17 protein-coding genes are annotated in these 15,813 nt (G+C 36.9%); 13 read left to right on the top strand and 4 right to left on the bottom strand.

Features of this window, described 5'->3' with window-relative positions:
- Nucleotides 1-59 precede the first annotated feature (59 nt).
- The 13 genes from EGI24_RS05920 to EGI24_RS05860 all read left to right on the top strand — a co-directional run bounded on the left by EGI24_RS05920 (nucleotide 60) and on the right by EGI24_RS05860 (nucleotide 11,762).
- Nucleotides 60-662: an RNA polymerase sigma factor gene (locus EGI24_RS05920; RefSeq protein ID WP_255047434.1), complete on the top strand. Its 603-nt coding sequence runs from the start codon at nucleotides 60-62 to the stop codon at nucleotides 660-662.
- A 5-nt stretch (nucleotides 663-667) separates the two neighbouring features.
- Nucleotides 668-850, top strand: coding sequence for a hypothetical protein (locus EGI24_RS05915; RefSeq protein WP_255047433.1), 183 nt, complete (start codon nucleotides 668-670; stop codon nucleotides 848-850).
- The gene (locus tag EGI24_RS05910) at nucleotides 843-1,670 is read left to right on the top strand and encodes a mechanosensitive ion channel family protein (RefSeq protein WP_255047432.1); all 828 of its coding nucleotides are present in this window, start codon (nucleotides 843-845) and stop codon (nucleotides 1,668-1,670) included. The genes EGI24_RS05915 and EGI24_RS05910 overlap by 8 nt, the downstream gene beginning before the upstream one ends.
- Nucleotides 1,671-1,707: 37 nt before the next feature.
- The gene (locus tag EGI24_RS05905) at nucleotides 1,708-2,685 is read left to right on the top strand and encodes a DUF3078 domain-containing protein (protein ID WP_255047431.1); all 978 of its coding nucleotides are present in this window, start codon (nucleotides 1,708-1,710) and stop codon (nucleotides 2,683-2,685) included.
- 28 nt (nucleotides 2,686-2,713) lie between these two features.
- Nucleotides 2,714-3,112, top strand: coding sequence for a large conductance mechanosensitive channel protein MscL (gene mscL / locus EGI24_RS05900; protein ID WP_255047430.1), 399 nt, complete (start codon nucleotides 2,714-2,716; stop codon nucleotides 3,110-3,112).
- 168 nt (nucleotides 3,113-3,280) lie between these two features.
- Nucleotides 3,281-4,450 carry an FtsW/RodA/SpoVE family cell cycle protein gene (locus EGI24_RS05895; protein ID WP_255047429.1) on the top strand — a complete coding sequence of 390 codons (1,170 nt, stop codon included), beginning with the start codon at nucleotides 3,281-3,283 and terminating at the stop codon, nucleotides 4,448-4,450.
- Entirely contained in the window at nucleotides 4,447-5,553 is a 1,107-nt protein-coding gene (gene murG, locus EGI24_RS05890; RefSeq protein WP_255047428.1) for an undecaprenyldiphospho-muramoylpentapeptide beta-N-acetylglucosaminyltransferase, read from the top strand. The genes EGI24_RS05895 and murG overlap by 4 nt, the downstream gene beginning before the upstream one ends.
- Nucleotides 5,550-6,326, top strand: a complete 777-nt coding sequence (locus tag EGI24_RS05885) for a GNAT family N-acetyltransferase (protein ID WP_255047427.1) — start codon at nucleotides 5,550-5,552, stop codon at nucleotides 6,324-6,326. Before murG ends, EGI24_RS05885 begins: the two co-directional genes overlap by 4 nt.
- On the top strand, nucleotides 6,323-7,087 hold the full coding sequence (locus tag EGI24_RS05880; protein WP_255047426.1) for a cell division protein FtsQ/DivIB: 765 nt from the start codon (nucleotides 6,323-6,325) through the stop codon (nucleotides 7,085-7,087). Before EGI24_RS05885 ends, EGI24_RS05880 begins: the two co-directional genes overlap by 4 nt.
- 58 nt (nucleotides 7,088-7,145) lie before the next feature.
- Nucleotides 7,146-8,528: a cell division protein FtsA gene (ftsA, locus tag EGI24_RS05875; protein ID WP_255047425.1), complete on the top strand. Its 1,383-nt coding sequence runs from the start codon at nucleotides 7,146-7,148 to the stop codon at nucleotides 8,526-8,528.
- Between the two features lie 65 nt (nucleotides 8,529-8,593).
- On the top strand, nucleotides 8,594-9,883 hold the full coding sequence (gene ftsZ / locus EGI24_RS05870) for a cell division protein FtsZ (RefSeq protein WP_255047424.1): 1,290 nt from the start codon (nucleotides 8,594-8,596) through the stop codon (nucleotides 9,881-9,883).
- Between the two features lie 97 nt (nucleotides 9,884-9,980).
- Nucleotides 9,981-10,586 (top strand): pseudouridine synthase, encoded by a 606-nt coding sequence (locus tag EGI24_RS05865; RefSeq protein WP_255047423.1) that lies wholly within the window; start codon nucleotides 9,981-9,983, stop codon nucleotides 10,584-10,586.
- A 117-nt stretch (nucleotides 10,587-10,703) separates the two neighbouring features.
- Nucleotides 10,704-11,762 (top strand): dipeptidase, encoded by a 1,059-nt coding sequence (locus EGI24_RS05860; protein ID WP_255047422.1) that lies wholly within the window; start codon nucleotides 10,704-10,706, stop codon nucleotides 11,760-11,762.
- Nucleotides 11,763-11,802: 40 nt separating this feature from the next.
- Here the strand turns inward: EGI24_RS05860 and EGI24_RS05855 are convergent, their stop codons facing one another.
- From EGI24_RS05855 to EGI24_RS05840, 4 genes are all read right to left on the bottom strand, one after another.
- Complete coding sequence (locus tag EGI24_RS05855) at nucleotides 11,803-12,789, bottom strand: NAD(P)H-dependent glycerol-3-phosphate dehydrogenase (RefSeq protein ID WP_255047421.1); 987 nt, start codon at nucleotides 12,787-12,789, stop codon at nucleotides 11,803-11,805.
- Nucleotides 12,790-12,898: 109 nt separating this feature from the next.
- The gene (locus EGI24_RS05850; protein WP_255047420.1) at nucleotides 12,899-14,290 is read right to left on the bottom strand and encodes an efflux RND transporter periplasmic adaptor subunit; all 1,392 of its coding nucleotides are present in this window, start codon (nucleotides 14,288-14,290) and stop codon (nucleotides 12,899-12,901) included.
- 5 nt (nucleotides 14,291-14,295) lie between these two features.
- Nucleotides 14,296-14,910: a TolC family protein gene (locus tag EGI24_RS05845; protein WP_255047481.1), complete on the bottom strand. Its 615-nt coding sequence runs from the start codon at nucleotides 14,908-14,910 to the stop codon at nucleotides 14,296-14,298.
- Nucleotides 14,911-14,954: 44 nt separating this feature from the next.
- Nucleotides 14,955-15,752, bottom strand: a complete 798-nt coding sequence (locus EGI24_RS05840) for a TolC family protein (protein WP_255047419.1) — start codon at nucleotides 15,750-15,752, stop codon at nucleotides 14,955-14,957.
- Between the last annotated feature and the right edge of the window lie 61 nt (nucleotides 15,753-15,813).

Here is a 15,813-nt window from a genome sequence, read left to right as displayed (position 1 = left end):
TAAAGCCATACTCTGATATCCATACCATAAAGTTACTTTTTTAAAAAAATTGGTCAAAATTGAAGAACTCAAGATTAAATCATCTAAAAGACGAAGAATTAGCCGCCCTTTATGTTGAGACCCAACGTAACCTTTATTTCGAAGAGATTTACGAAAGGTATGCCAACAAAGTTTATAGAAAGTGTTACTCTTTTGTATATAATCAAGCTAAGGCGGAGGATTTTACGCACGATATTTTCTTAAAATTGATTGTAAAAATCGGCACTTTTAAAGAAACTTCTAAATTTTCAACTTGGCTTTATTCGATAACTTACAATTATTGTATGGATCAGATAAGGGTAAACAAGAAAAACATGGAAGTAGCCTTAGAAGGAAATCATGACATAATCGATGACAACGAAGATGACGACCTCATGAATATGCACGAGCATCAACTAGGAAAAAGTCTAGAAAAGATTCCTAGCGATGAAAAAGCATTAATTTTGATGAAATACCAGGATGATTTTAGCATCAAAGAAATAGCGGATACCCTGAATATCACTGAAAGTGCAGTAAAAATGAGGCTATTACGAAGTAAAGAAAAACTCAGAAAAATCTACCTAGAAAACTTAGTGATTTTCGCATTAATAGTATTAAAATTGGTCTTTTTCTGGAAAAAATAAATACAATGGAAGACTTTGATGATGATGATTTAAAAGCCCCCGAAGCTCTAAAGGATATGCTAATATCTGAGATAGAGCTCATCAGAGAAACTATGGTAATCGTCAACATGTTTTTAGGCGAACCTATGAAAGCCACAGTAAATTATTTACAAGAATTCGACCCAAAAAAAACAAAGGATAATGAATAAACTACCCAATTTAAAAGAAATCTTAATTGATACGTTTTCAAAATTAATTGAACAATTCAGCACTTTCACTTCAAATTTCATCAGTGCAATTGTTATATTGCTCATAGGCTGGATAATTGCAAAAACTGCCTCTATTGTTATAAAAAACGTACTTTCAAGAGTTGGGATTGACAAAATAGGTGACAAAATAAAAGACATTGAAGCCATCAAGAAATTCAATCTAGATTTCAAGTTGAGTAATATTGTTGCTTGGATTGTCTACGTTTTCATTATGTTATTCTTGTCAGTTTCTGCTGCTGATAAACTTGGCGTACCAGCCATCTCAAACATGTTTTTGATGTTGGTTAACTTCATTCCAAAAGTCATAGTAGCTGGTGTAATGACCCTAATTGGTTTGTTCCTATCAGATCTCGCACGAAATTTCGTCGTGGCACTCTGCAAATCATTTAACATAGCCTCAGGAAAGCTCATCGGTATGGGTATTTTCTTTTTTCTATTGTTTATTACAGTCATATTGGCTTTGGGCCAGGCAGGAATAAACACTGCTCTATTGGAGTCAAGTTTTAACATCATTGTAGGAGGAATGGTACTAGCTTTTTCTATCGGATATGGCTTTGCTTCAAAAGAAATTCTGTTAAATATCTTAAGCTCATTTTATTCTAAAAATAAATTTGTAGAAGGCCAAATAATAGAAATTCTAGATGTAAAAGGAAAAATTCTAAAAATTGATAATACGAGTATTGTATTAGAAACAGAAGGTGGGCAAACAATTTTCCCTCTTAAAGTTCTTCAATCAGAAAAAGTGACTTTATTCAATTAATTCAGTCGAAAAGGCCAAGTTAACCAAACATATAAAAATGAAAAAACTTGTACTATTCATAATTTTCAATCTCGTAGCGGCTAGTTTATTTGCTCAAAAACCTGAGAAACCAATCTTAAAAAACATCGAAGATTCGCTTAAATATGGCTATTGGACAAAAGGAACTCAACTTGGAGCCAATTTAAGCGGTTCAGCTTTTAGTCAATCTTGGCAAGGTGGTGGTGTTAATAACGTTGGCATGGGTGCTGTTTTCAGTAACAAAGCCCAGTATTTTCGTGGAAAAGGCGTCTTCACGAATGACTTACAACTTCAATTGGGCTTTTTGAATAACCTTCCAAAAGTTAACGGGAAGGTAGAAAGAGAGTTTAGAAAAAACTTAGACCGTTTGTTTTTAGATTCTAAATATGCTCGAAAAATTAACCCAAAACTTAATTGGTACGCAGGATTAAATCTTCTGTCACAATTTATCAGAGGTTATGACTACGCCAATACCAGTAAACCTGTGATTTCTAATCTATTTGCACCAGCCTTTTTGTCAGAAGGCTTGGGTTTAGAATATAAAGCAACACCTCATTTGTTGCTATCTTTTGGTGGTGCCACCTTGCGTCAAACTTTTGTGCTAAATGATGAGGTATTTGAAAATACCAAGAAGGCAGGAAAGAATAAAGCGGGCAAAGATACATTTTACTCTTATGGTGTTGAGCAAGGCAAAAAAATGTTATTCGAAGCTGGTTTTCAAGGCGTAGCAGCTTATGATAAAAACATCACTAAAAATTTGAATATCAAAGGCAGATGGCAATCATTTTATGCTTATGCTCCAGTATCAAAAGCCGTAGACCACAATGTAAACCTCATAGCAACTGCCAAACTAAACAAATATGTTAATGTCAATTTTGGATTGATAGGGATTTTCGACAGAGATCAAGTATCGAAAGCAGAAGTTGATGCTAATAAATTCAATAGCACTTGGCAGCTAAATGGAGGAGCTAATTTAGGCTTCGGAATTCAATTGTAACCTATTTTTCACTAAAAATAATATAGAAATGATAAAAGAATTTAAGAATTTTATAATGACAGGCAATGTGATTGACCTCGCAGTCGGTGTCATTTTAGGTGCGGCCATTGGTGCGGTTGTAAACGGTTTCGTAGCGGATATAGCCATGCCATTCATCGGGCATTTTACGGGCGGTGTTGACTTTTCAGAACTCAAATATGTTTTGGACGAGGCTGTAATTGGCACAGACGGAGCAATAGTAACACCTGAAAATGCGATAAAATTTGGTTCTTGGATCAATACAATTATCAAATTAATAGCAGTAGGTTTTGTATTATTTTTAATTGTGAAAGTTTACAATAAAACTAAAAAAGCGGTTGAAGCAGCTCCTGCAGGTCCATCAGAAATAGACCTACTCACTGAAATTAGAGATGCTCTGAAAAAATAAAATTCTGTCGTGATTTTTCAAAAAGGGGAAATCAAGCGAGATTTCCCCTTATTTGTTTTCGATTCATTATATTTTAGAATAATTGCTAATTTTTTCAGAATTAATAATTTATTTTTGTTTTGAAAACATTTAGTTTTCTACGTGCTAATAATATAAAATTCTATTTCGATGATTCACTTCAAGTTGAAGAACCATCTGCAAGGCGACAAGCAGATATGGTGGATATTATTGCTTTTGTCTCTCATTAGCATTGTGGTGGTTTACAGCTCAGTTAGTGCTCTTGCATACCGTAAAACGGATGGAAATACAGAATTTTTCCTACTTAAACACACCTTTTTCCTACTTATCGGTCTTTCGATTACCTTCATCATTCATAAGTTTGACTTTACACAATATGCTGGTCTTGCCCATGTTTTTCTCTGGTTTACACCTTTTTTGATTCTATATACCTTGATGTTTGGTATCAGTGTGGGAGGAGCTAGACGCTGGGTTTCCATTCTTGGCTTCTCTTTCCAAACCTCAGATTTTGTACGGTTAGTTCTTATAACCAACCTTTCCGCCATGCTAGCAAGGAGGCAGCATATTGAATACAAAGCCAATGACCTTTGGATTATGATATTTTGGTCAGGTTTGATAGTTGGTCTTTTATCTATTTCAAGTTTTTCTACATCTGTTATTTTAGGTATAACCTGTTTTCTTATTATGTGGATTGGTCGTGTACCCAATCGCTTTTTGGTAAGAATGGTTATAGTATTGGTAGTTGGCTTGGCCAGTATACTCACCCTCGGCCTAGTAGTAAAACGAGCTACAGGAACAGAGCTTGGACGTGTACAAACGGTTATAGACCGAACAGAGAGTTTTATAAACAAAGATCTCGATGGCGACGATGCTGTTGGTGGTGAACATGGAAGTGTAAGTGAACAAAAAAACTATGCCCTGATAGCAATAGCCAGAGGCGGCATATTTGGCATTGGACCTGGAAACAGCAGCCAGAAAAATATTCTTCCAGATGCTTTTTCAGACTTCATTTATTCTATTTTGATCGAAGAATGGGGCTTAATTGGAGGAATGGTGGTAATGGGTTTATATCTGTGGCTATTATACCGCGGCGTTTGGAATATTGAAAACACCAAAAGAGCCTTTGGAGGCTTGCTAAGTGTAGGTCTAACTTTGAGTATCGTACTCCAAGCCTTTGCACATATGTTTATTAATGTGGGATTAGGACCAGTAACGGGTCAGACACTCCCCTTAATCAGCATGGGAGGTACCTCAGCATTGTTTACTTCCGTAGCCATTGGGATTGTTTTAAGTGTTACCAAAAACGTGGATAAGGCATGAAAAACGAATTAAGGATTGTCATATCTGGCGGTGGTACTGGTGGGCATATTTTCCCAGCTGTAGCCATAGCCAATGAGATAAAAGCTCAAAAACCTGAAGCAAAAATTCTTTTTGTAGGGGCATTGGGCAAAATGGAAATGGAAAAGGTGCCAAAAGCGGGATACGAAATTATTGGTTTACCCATAGCGGGATTTAATAGATCTAATATGTTGGCCAATGTCACTTTCCCTTTTAAATTGTTAAGAAGTCTATTTTTGGCTCACAAGGTTTTAAGAGGATTTAAGCCTGATATAGCTATTGGGGTTGGTGGTTTTGCGAGTGGTCCAACTTTAAGAGTGGCCAATCTTCTCGGCATAAAAACACTAATTCAGGAGCAAAATTCCTATGCTGGCGTAACGAACAAAATCCTGTCTAAAAAAGCTGAGAAAGTTTGTGTGGCGTATCCAAACATGGAAAAATTCTTTGAAAAAGATAAGATTGTTTTCACTGGTAATCCTGTAAGAGGCGATTTGGCTAAAATAAGCATAAGTCCTTATGAAGCAAAAAAATCTTTTGGATTAGAGCCTGACAGAAAAACCTTGCTTATTATAGGGGGAAGCTTGGGAGCATTAAGTATCAACAAGGGAATAGCTAGCGGACTGAAAAATTTGCTGAATGCGGATTTACAGATAATCTGGCAAACAGGAAAAACATTTGTAGAGCAAGCCAAAGAAACGGTTGCCAATCTTCAGAGTCAAAGAGTATATGTCTCCGATTTTATTTATGAAATGGACAAAGCATACGCTGCGGCTGACTTGGTAGTTTCTAGAGCTGGAGCATTATCCGTGTCGGAGCTATCCTTGGTTGGGAAAGCCGCTATACTCGTTCCCTACCCTTTTGCAGCTGAAGATCACCAGACACAAAACGCCCTTAGCCTTACTTCCAAGGAAGCAGCTATACTTGTAAAAGATAATGAAATAGCCGACCATTTAGTAGAATCTGTAGTTGAATTGGCGGAAAATGCAACAAAGCTCAGAGTATTGTCAGAAAATATACTGAAATTTGCAAAACCTTTCGCTGCTAAAGAAATAGTAGATGAAATATTTAAAATTACCCAAAAATGAAAGTCTTTTTTTCAGAGAATAATGTCGACTACGGCACTTATACCTTCAACTATGCCATCTACGCTCAAAAAGAGTCGCAGGAAGAGTTGACTGAAATTTACGAGAAGGGCTTTTTACCTTACACAGGTAATACTAATATTGAAAGCGAGTTATTCTACCTTGCGAGAAGTTTAAGAGTTAATCTCGAACACTTTGAGGATACTTCAGAAAATAGACGAGTTAGTAGGCTAGTTGAACCTCTTGATATAAAATTGGAAATTTTAGACAAAACCAATTTTGATACAAAAAATCCGGAATTTGTAGCTTTTTGTTCGAATTATATCAACGAACGCATAGGCGAAGACAACATGAGCCTTGAAAGATGGGATTATATTTTAAAACAAGAGACAGGCACACACTTCTTCAAATTCAGCAATTCAGAAAAAACATTGGGATACGTTTTAGCGTGTGTAAACGAAGAATTGGTTCACTATTGGTTTGCGTTTTTTGACACAGAGTACATGCGTACACACTCTCTTGGCAAATGGATGATGTGGAGAGTAATACGCTGGAGCAAAGACAATAACAAGAAATATACTTATTTAGGAACAGCCTACAAACCAGCCGCTCTATACAAAATAAGAGACCACAAGGGCTTAGAGTTCTGGGATGGAAAGAAATGGAATACAGACGCTAAAATCCTTAAAGATTGGTGCCAGACAGATTTGGATTCCAAAGCCGCAGATAGGTTTAAATTATTAGAAGAACCCAATAAATTTTTGAGTGAGCTATGAAAATACCAAAACTTAAAAAAACCATAAATTATGTAATTGGAGGATCGTTGGCGGCTTTTGCTATATTTTTGATATTGGCAGCAACTAAAAACAACGCCCAAAGAAGATGTCAAGGACTTGAAACCAAAATAAAAGATAATTCAGAGCAGTTTTTGGTTACGAAAGAAGACATAGATAAATGGGTGACACAGTATGGAAACGACCCATTTGAAGGAAAAATAATCGAAAACATTAACCTGGAGAAGGTCGAAAAGCGTGTTATGGAAAGTGGGACCATAAAATCTTGCAAAGCTTTCTTTGACCTTCAAGGATTTTTGGTTTTAGAAATAGAAGCTTACAAACCAGTGGCAAGGATACTCAATCCCTACCAAACCGGGGATAAATTTATCGATAATGAAGGCAATATTTTCCCTTTTTCACAACACTTTAGCCCTACTGTTTTGCTTATAAGTGGTGACTATGTAAGTCGGCTTAAAAGTCTGAAGTCTGAGAAAAATAGCGATTTGCTAGAACTTATAAACAGAATTAGTGAGGACGAATTTTGGTCGGCTCAAATCACTCAAATCGACGTAAACAAGAATAAAGAGGTAAAAATGCTTCCATTGATGGGAAAAAATATCATAGAATTTGGGAGGCCAGAAAACATAACTTCAAAATTTGAAAAACTGTTGGTTTTCTACAAACAGATTTTACCTCAAAAAATCTGGGGGGACTTTTCGACAGTAAGTGTAAAATATGAAGGTCAAATAGTTTGTAATTAAGTGATTTTAAATAAGTTTGTATAAATATTAGTTTGCAGTTCAATAATATAAATCTGACATGGAAGAAGATAATCTGGTAGTAGGACTCGATATAGGTACCTCAAAAATAAGTGCCGTGGCAGGTTCATTGCAAAAAGATGGAAGCATTAAAATCAATGGTTTTGTAGAGAGATCTGTGGTTCCAAAGGATGAAGTGCTTAGAAATGGGGAAATCGAAAATGCTCACCGTACTATCGAAATAATTGATGAGGTTCTTGAAGAGCTTTCTGACAATTTGACCATCAACCTTGAATCTGTAAATGTTAATATTTCGAATCCTGAAATCAGCGGCCATTTTCATAAAGGAAAGGTAACAAAATCCGGAGAAAATAAGCAGATTCAGCAAGCTGATGTAGACAAACTTGCCGACGACGTAAGAGTAACTTTTAAAGCGTATCCTGGGCGAACAGTACTACACGCCATGCCACAAGATTTCTATGTAAATGATGTAAAAGCTGGTGAAAAAGTAGTTGGGAAATTTGGTGTACAAATAGGAGGTGACTTCTTTTTTCTAACCTCAAAGTCTGAAAGTCTAGAAAACCTGTATTACACGCTGAAAAGTGTAAAAGCAAAAACTGACGATCCAAAACAACCTTTTATCCAAATCGACAGTGTTTTGCTAAGTTCAGTGGCTGATTCATTTGCCTTGCTAGACAATACCATTGACGACAAGCGAAATGGTGTAGCGATAGTTAATATTGGAGCCGAAATGATGGAGATGTGTATATATCTCAAAAACGGTATCCGATTCTTTAAAGCCTTACCAATTGGAGGAAATTCTATAACCAAAGATCTTGCTGATACTTTCCATATTAGTTTTGAGGAAGCAGAAATTCTTAAAAAAATATGTGGAAATATTCCAGCTTCAAGTATCAGTGATTCTGAGGTAGCCATCATTGAACGAAAAAAAGACCTTGCTCCTGTAGAAATAATTCTGAAAAATGCTTCTACAGTAGTGGAGTGGCGTTTAAAAGAGATGGCGGCAATCGTGAAAAGTGAGTTGACAAGGTCTGGCTACGATGGCATGCTTACCAATGGAATTATACTAACAGGAGGTACAGCTTCTATGGGAATCATCAAAGAGATTTTTGTGGAAGTTTGCAAACTGAAGAGCATAAGAAAAGCCAAGATTAGTAATAAAATCAATTTCAATGGTCATGAATTTCTGAATAAACCTAAATATTCTACCATGCTTGGGCTTTTAATGGCACCTAACTACCATTTTGACAGTAGACTTGACAACAGAATACTCAAACATGCTTCTGTAAAAGCCGTTGAGGTTGAAATTCCTGAGAAAAAAACTATACATAAATCAGAACCAAAAACACCTAAAAAACCGATTTTTGAGATGTTAAAGGATTTGATCATCGATAAAAAAATGAACGATGAATACATAAATTAAGGCCAAAAAAGAATTGGCAAACTATGGTATTAGAACCTAAATATAAAATTGAATTTAAGTCCAGTATGGAAAAAATAATAAAAGTAATTGGTGTAGGTGGTGGTGGCGGGAACGCCATGCTTAACATGTACAACCAAGGAATGCACGATGTTGATTTTGTAGCTTGCAATACTGATGCTCAGGCACTTAAGCAATTTCCTGCTGATGTTATTCAACTCCAGTTGGGAGCAGAACTCACTAAAGGATTAGGTGCCGGCACAGACTGGAAAGTAGGTAAGCAAGCAGCCATTGAAAGCGAAAAAAGCATAAATGATATACTTGCAGACCCTACAGAAATGGTCTTCATAACCGCAGGTATGGGCGGAGGAACTGGTACGGGTGCCGCTCCGGAAATAGCCCGATATGCAAAGTCTAAAAACAGATTGACGATTGGAGTGGTTACAGATCCATTTAGACATGAAGGCTTGGACAAGTTTGAACAAGCTTCAAATGGTATTGCCAAACTAAAAGAATATTGCGATACTGTTTTAGTAATCAAGAATGACCGCTTGGTAGAAATGTATGGCGACCTTGATATAGAATCTGCCTACAAAAAAGCCGACGAAGTTTTAGCAAATGCTGTTAGAAGTATAGCTGAACTTATCACTCGACCAGGTATAGTAAACCTAGACTTTGCTGACGTAAAAACGGTACTTGGAGATGCTGGACATGCCGTAATGGGATCTGCTGAAGCTACTGGGCCAGACAGAGCGTCCTTGGCCATAGAAGCCGCCTTAAATTCTCCGCTATTGGAAAACAACAATATCAAAGGTGCCAAGCGAATTTTGGTTTCGATAGCTTATTCTGATGAGTTGCCAGAATACAAAATTAAAATGTCGGATCAAGCCAAGGTGACTGATTTTGTAGAAAGCCAGATTAAGTCAAGAGCGAAGATATTTAAACATGGTTTTGCTATTGACAGAACACTCAAAGATAGGGTTAGAGTGACAATAGTTGCTGCTAGGTTTGACGACACTGTGGAAGAACCCGAAATCATTGAGCCTCCAAAAGTTGAGGAACAACCATTAGTAGTGGGCAAAGGAATAAATGCAATTATCCCTGAAAAACCTGCAAAAGTAATCGTTCCTAAACCAAACAATCAAATTGGACTTTTTGAACAAGAGGATAAGTTTTTGATGGGCTTAAATGATTTCACAAAAAATGGTGTAATAGTAGATGACTTGCTGGATTCACCTGCCTACAAACGATATGGTGTTCAGCTAATTGACATTGCTGAAGTGGGAGAAGAAAATCTCGATAAGATAAATTTAATGGATCTTTATACTGAGCTAAGCAACCAGAAACTTATAGATTAAGTCCAAAAAAAAATAAATTTAAAGCTCTGAAATGAAAGGTTTCAGAGCTTTTTTTTAAAACATTTCATTAGAAAAGATTCAAGCAACAGTATAATAAATGGAAGTATTAGAACATAGATATTTTATTCTCAACAAACCTTACAATATGTTATCTCAATTTATTGGCGATAACTTTGGCAATAATATGTTGGGCAAAATCGACTTTGACTTCCCAAAAGGTACGCACGCTATTGGTAGACTGGATAATTTATCGGAAGGCTTGTTGATATTGACTACCAATAAAAAAGTCACTAAGTTGCTCTTTAACAGCAAAATTCTTCACAAACGAACCTATTTAGTACAGGTAGATGCCACCATTACTGATCAAGATATTTCAGATTTGAAATCAGGCGTACCCATTTTGTTAAGAGGCAACATCATGTGGACAACTAGCCCTTGCGATGTAGAACGAATAGAAAAGCCGGACGAATGCTATAATATAGTTAACACATTGCACCCTAGACATCCCCATGCGTGGCTGAAAATAACACTCACAGAAGGCAAATACAGACAAATAAGAAAGATGATAATTGCTGTAAACAACAAATGTAAAAGACTAATCAGAACTTCGATAGAAGACCTAGAATTGGGCAACTTACCAGTTGGTCAAATACGCGAATATTCTGAGAGTGCCTTTTTTCAAATGCTAAAAATTGAATACTAAAAATAGCTTCCAATTAGCTATTTCAAAAAACTAGCTTCGTGTTTATCACATTTTATAATTACTCTTCTATATTTTTGTAAATAGCTAAACTTCGAATATTACTCAACCCTCTTAATTATGCTCATTGTAGATGCTCACCTTGACCTTTCTATGAATGCTCTTGAATGGAATCGAGACCTTACTCAAGAAATATCGGAAATAAATGCCAGAGAAAAAGGGATGAACGACAAACCAGACCGAGCCAAGGCAACCATTTCACTCATCGAACTTCGAAAAGGAAATATAGGCCTTGTGGTAGCCACTCAAATAGCAAGATTTGTGAAACCTGAAAGCACCTTGCCTGGCTGGAACTCTCCAGAGCAAGCTTGGGCACAAACCCAAGGGCAATTGGCATGGTACGAAGCAATGGTGGCCAAAGGAGAAATGAGAATGATAAAAACTTCGATGGATTTGCAAAGCCATTTATCCATTTGGGAAAATGATAAAAAAGTAATAGGATTTGTATTAAGCCTAGAAGGTGCCGACTCGATTATTGATATCAGCCATTTAGAAAAAGCCTATAATAATGGACTAAGAGCCATTGGGCCAGCTCATTATAAAGAAGGTCGATATGCCAATGGAACCGACTCCACTGGTAAAATGGGCAAAGCAGGTTTAGATTTATTGAAAGAAATTGAGCGTTTATCAATGATTCTTGATATGACTCACCTTTGTGATGATGCTTTTTGGCAAGCATTAGAAAACTACGATGGTGCATTGTGGGCAAGCCACAACAATTGTCGAAAATTTGTAAATCATAACCGCCAATATGCTGACGAACAAATAAAAGCCATTATTGAAAGAAATGGAATAATTGGGGTGGCTTTAGATGCTTGGATGATGGTACCGAATTGGACCCGTGGCATTTCAGACCCTAAGACTACGGGTTGCAATCTAGAAATAGCAGTAAATAATATTGACCATATCTGTCAACTTGCAGGCAATACAAACCACGTTGGCATAGGATCAGACCTAGATGGGGCTTTTGGAAAGGAACAATGCCCTTATGATTTAGAAACCATTGCGGATTTACAAAAGATAGGAACAATCCTAAAATCTAGAGGATATACCGAAAATGATATTTCGAAAATTATGCATCAGAATTTTATCGATTTTCTAATAAAGAATCTCCCATAGAGCGATTTCACTTCCCCTCTCAGAATCATATTTGCCTTGACTAAATGAGTTGTTCTTTCAACACCTCAAAAGCTTTAAGTAAGCTTTGATTTTTGTACAAAACACCATAAACAAAATCTAAAATGGGCATTTTTACCTCAAGTTTCTTGTTAATTTCATGAATACTTTTGGTGGCATAATAACCTTCTGCTATCATTTTAAGCTCCATTTGTGCAGTTTTTACAGAATACCCTCGCCCTATCATGTTTCCAAAAGTACGGTTTCTACTAAATTGGGAATAAGCCGTAACCAACAAATCACCGAGGTAGGCCGAAGCGTTTATTTGTCTAGCATTTGGAGAAATTTTGTTTACAAACCGCTCAATTTCTAACATAGCGTTGGAAACCATCACTGCTTGAAAATTATCTCCAGCACCTAGCCCATGTGTTATTCCGCAGGCCAAAGCCACAATGTTTTTCATTACAGCTGCATATTCTACTCCATCAATATCCGTTATGTAGGCTGTTTTTACAAATCTACAAGACAACAAATCTGCAAAACCTTGTGCCGTTTCTAATCCGTCGGAAGCAATCGTAAGGTAAGATTGTTTTTCAAGGGCAACCTCTTCAGCATGGCATGGACCCGCAATGGCCGCAATTTGATTTTTATCTATATTGAATTTCTCAGAAAACCAATCTGTCACCAGTTTGTTGCAGGATGGCACCATTCCTTTTACACCAGAAACAATTTTTTTTCCAACAAAAAGGTCTGCATTTACGTCTATCAGTGCTCCTTCAATAAATGCTGCAGGAATAGCCAATATGACCCACTCGCTATTCTTTAAAGCTTCCTTTAGATTGTTATAAGGTTTTATCTTTGAAGGGTGGAGCTCTACACTACTCAAATATTGTGGATTGTGGTGATGCTTTTTAATATGGGCTATTGCCTCCATATCACGCAACCACCACTTTATTTTTATGTTTTTCTCAGAAAGTATCTTTATTAAAGCCGTAGCCCAACTACCTCCTCCAATAACGGTTACGCTCATTTGTCTTGAAATGTTTACGCAGCAAAATTAGGTTTTTTTAAGCAAACTAATCGCAAAAAAAAGAGTGACAACAATTTGCCACTCTTTCCTGTCTATAATAAATTATGACTTACTTCTTAACTTCGGCTTTCTTTTTTATCACCTTGTCGCCATCTTTGAGTTTTTTAGAAACTTCCAAAAATGGACCAGAAATTATCTCCTCATTGGCCTTAAGTCCTGAAGTAACTTCTATAAGACCTGCACTTGTATCAGTGATACCAGTCTTCACTTCACGTTTTTTGGCAATTCCTTTGTCATTAATAAACACAATCTCTTTTGGCTTCTCTTTTTTAACATCTGTTTCTTCAGTAACAGCCCCCAAGCCCATTCCATCCTCATCTTCTGGTTTTTTATCTTTACCTTTGCCTTCAACTCTTGTAGTCACCGCTGAAATTGGCACAGACAATACCGAAGGTTTTGTGGACGTTACGATGTCTACTGTGGCAGTCATTCCTGGTTTAAAAGGATATTTCTTTCCCTTTCTTAGGTCAATCAATTCACGATAAGATGAAGGAAGGATTTTGATTCTAACCTCAAACTCAGTAACAGATTCTGTTGAGTTACTTGTAGCTCCAGTTAGCGAACCACCCGCTCCGTTGGCTGTATTTGCCACTTGGGTAACAAGGCCCTTAAATTTCTTACCAGAAGCAGAATATGCATCTACATCCACAATTACTGTATCGCCCAACCCAACTCTGATGATATCGTTTTCGTTTACATTTACCCTCACCTCCATGTTGTTGAGGTCAGCTATTCTTAATAATTCAGTACCTGCCATTTGTGAAGTTCCTACTACCCTTTCACCAAGTTCTACGGCTAATTTTGACACAATACCGTTCATTGGAGCGTAAATATTGGTTTTTCTTAGATTTTCAGAAGCGTCTTTCAAGGCTGCTTCTGCACTATTAATGCCAAATTTTGACGCTTCATAATTAGATTTTGACGCTTCTACATCTTGCTTTGCTATTTTAAGATTTGTTTCGGCGGTTTCAAAATCTGACTGTGAAATCACTCTGTCTTCCAATAATCTTTTCTGACGATTGTATTCCATCTGGGCTCTCAAAAGTTGAGATTCAGCTCTTGAAATACTCGCTTTCGTTTGTTCGGCAGTTGCTCTTGATTGATTCACTCCTGCTCTAAATCTATCGACAACAGAAACATAATTTTCTGGCTGAATTTTTAGCAACAATTGGCCTTTTTTAACAGAATCTCCTTCTTTTACATAAAGTGCAATGATTTCACCTGGTACGTCTGGAGATATTTTAACCTCTACTTCCGGTTGAATCTTTCCAGATGCAGAAACAGTCTCTACCAAAGTTACTGAACTCACTTTTGAGAGTTCAACTTCTGTGGGTTTTTCGGCCATTATCCAGCCTTGTTTTTTGGCTACTAAGAATGCAATCAACAGCACTACCACCACACCCAATAATATCCACCATATTTTATTCGATTTCTTTTTCATTTGTCTTAAAATTCTATTGGTTTATTCTGATAAAAGTCTAATATTTTTATTCTAAAAATGTAATCGTATTTTGCTACAATAAGGTTTGATTTTGCTCTGTCAAGATTTGTTTTTGCTAAATTATAATCAACAAAATTACTAGCTCCTGCATTATATCTGGATTCGGCAGCTTTGAATGACCTCTCTAAAGCGTTGGTTTGAGCCAAAGTCGCTGAGTACCTCTTTTGAGCATTTAGCATCGTTATGTAAGCTTGATCTATGTTTTGCTTAATCTGCAATTTGGTGCCTTGATTTTGCAAATCCACCTGCATTTTCTGGATTTTGGCTGCTTGGCTTTGGTATTTCTGATTATAGCCATTAAAAATTGGGATTCTAGCAGAAATTCCGACGTTGAGATTTTGGTTATTTCCTAATTGCTTAAAGTAAGGTATACCATCTGAAGCATAGGTAGTTTGAGGAAAATTAATTACAAAAGGTATGGTCTGCCCTTCAAACTGGGCAGAAACCGGAATTTGATTAGAGGTAGTTCCAGTTTCGGTGAGTGTTTTTGCTACGCTAGAGAATGCGGTACCCCAGCTTGTGCTGGCAGAAATACTAGGCAGACCTAAGCTTTTGGCAATGGCAATATTTCTGTCGGCCGCTTTTAATCTAATCTCGCCCGCTTTTATTTCAGGTAAATACCCACTGCAGTTTGATAAATGCTATTTGCATTTTCTCCATAATTAACAATATTCGGATCTGGAATTTCTATTCTTGCCACTTGAATGTTCAATTCTACTGGAGCATTCATCGCTTGCTTAAGTGTCAAAATCGCAGACTCAAGGCTGTTTTGGGCATTTATAAGACTAAGCTCATCGTTTGCAGTTTGGGCATCCAAATCAAACAGGTTGGTTTCAGGCAAGGAGCCAGCATTCACCAACTTTTGAGTACGTTCATATTGCAACCTTGTAACGTCTAACTGTCTTTGAGCCACGTCTATTAAATCTTCAGCGGACAACACGTTGAGATAAGCCACAGAAACTTGTAGCGAAACGTTGTTCTTTTGGGTAGCCACATCCATTTGAGCCGCTTCCAAGTTAAGTTGGCTACGCTCTACGGAATTCTTGTTTCTGCCTCCATCAAAAATTGGCATACTTACACCCAATCCCATGTTGTTGGTTCCGATGGTATTCGTTACGATTCCGTTTGTAAACGGATCAACGTTTCTACCTGCATTGCCATTTAAATTAAACTGTCCGTTGACTGTCGGCAATTTGGCCACTTTGGATTGACTGAGTTGAACGATGCCACTTTCGACTGCCATCTGAGACTGCTTGAGACTCACGTTGTTGCTAATGGCATAGTCAATACAGGCTCTCAAAGAGTATTTTTGAGCTACTTCCGAACCAGTAACCTTTGTTTGTGCAAAGCTATTGGCTCCGTAAATTAGAAAAATAGAAAAGAGTAATTTTTTGAATTTCATACACTGATTCAATAATTGAATACAATTTTAATAAGGATACGGCAATAGTCGCTATATAATT

It is taken from the genome of Lacihabitans sp. CS3-21, from assembly GCF_024343675.1.
GTDB lineage: Bacteria > Bacteroidota > Bacteroidia > Cytophagales > Spirosomataceae > Leadbetterella.
Note: the sequence above shows the minus strand (reverse complement) of the source record. Positions and strands in the feature narration are given on the sequence as shown.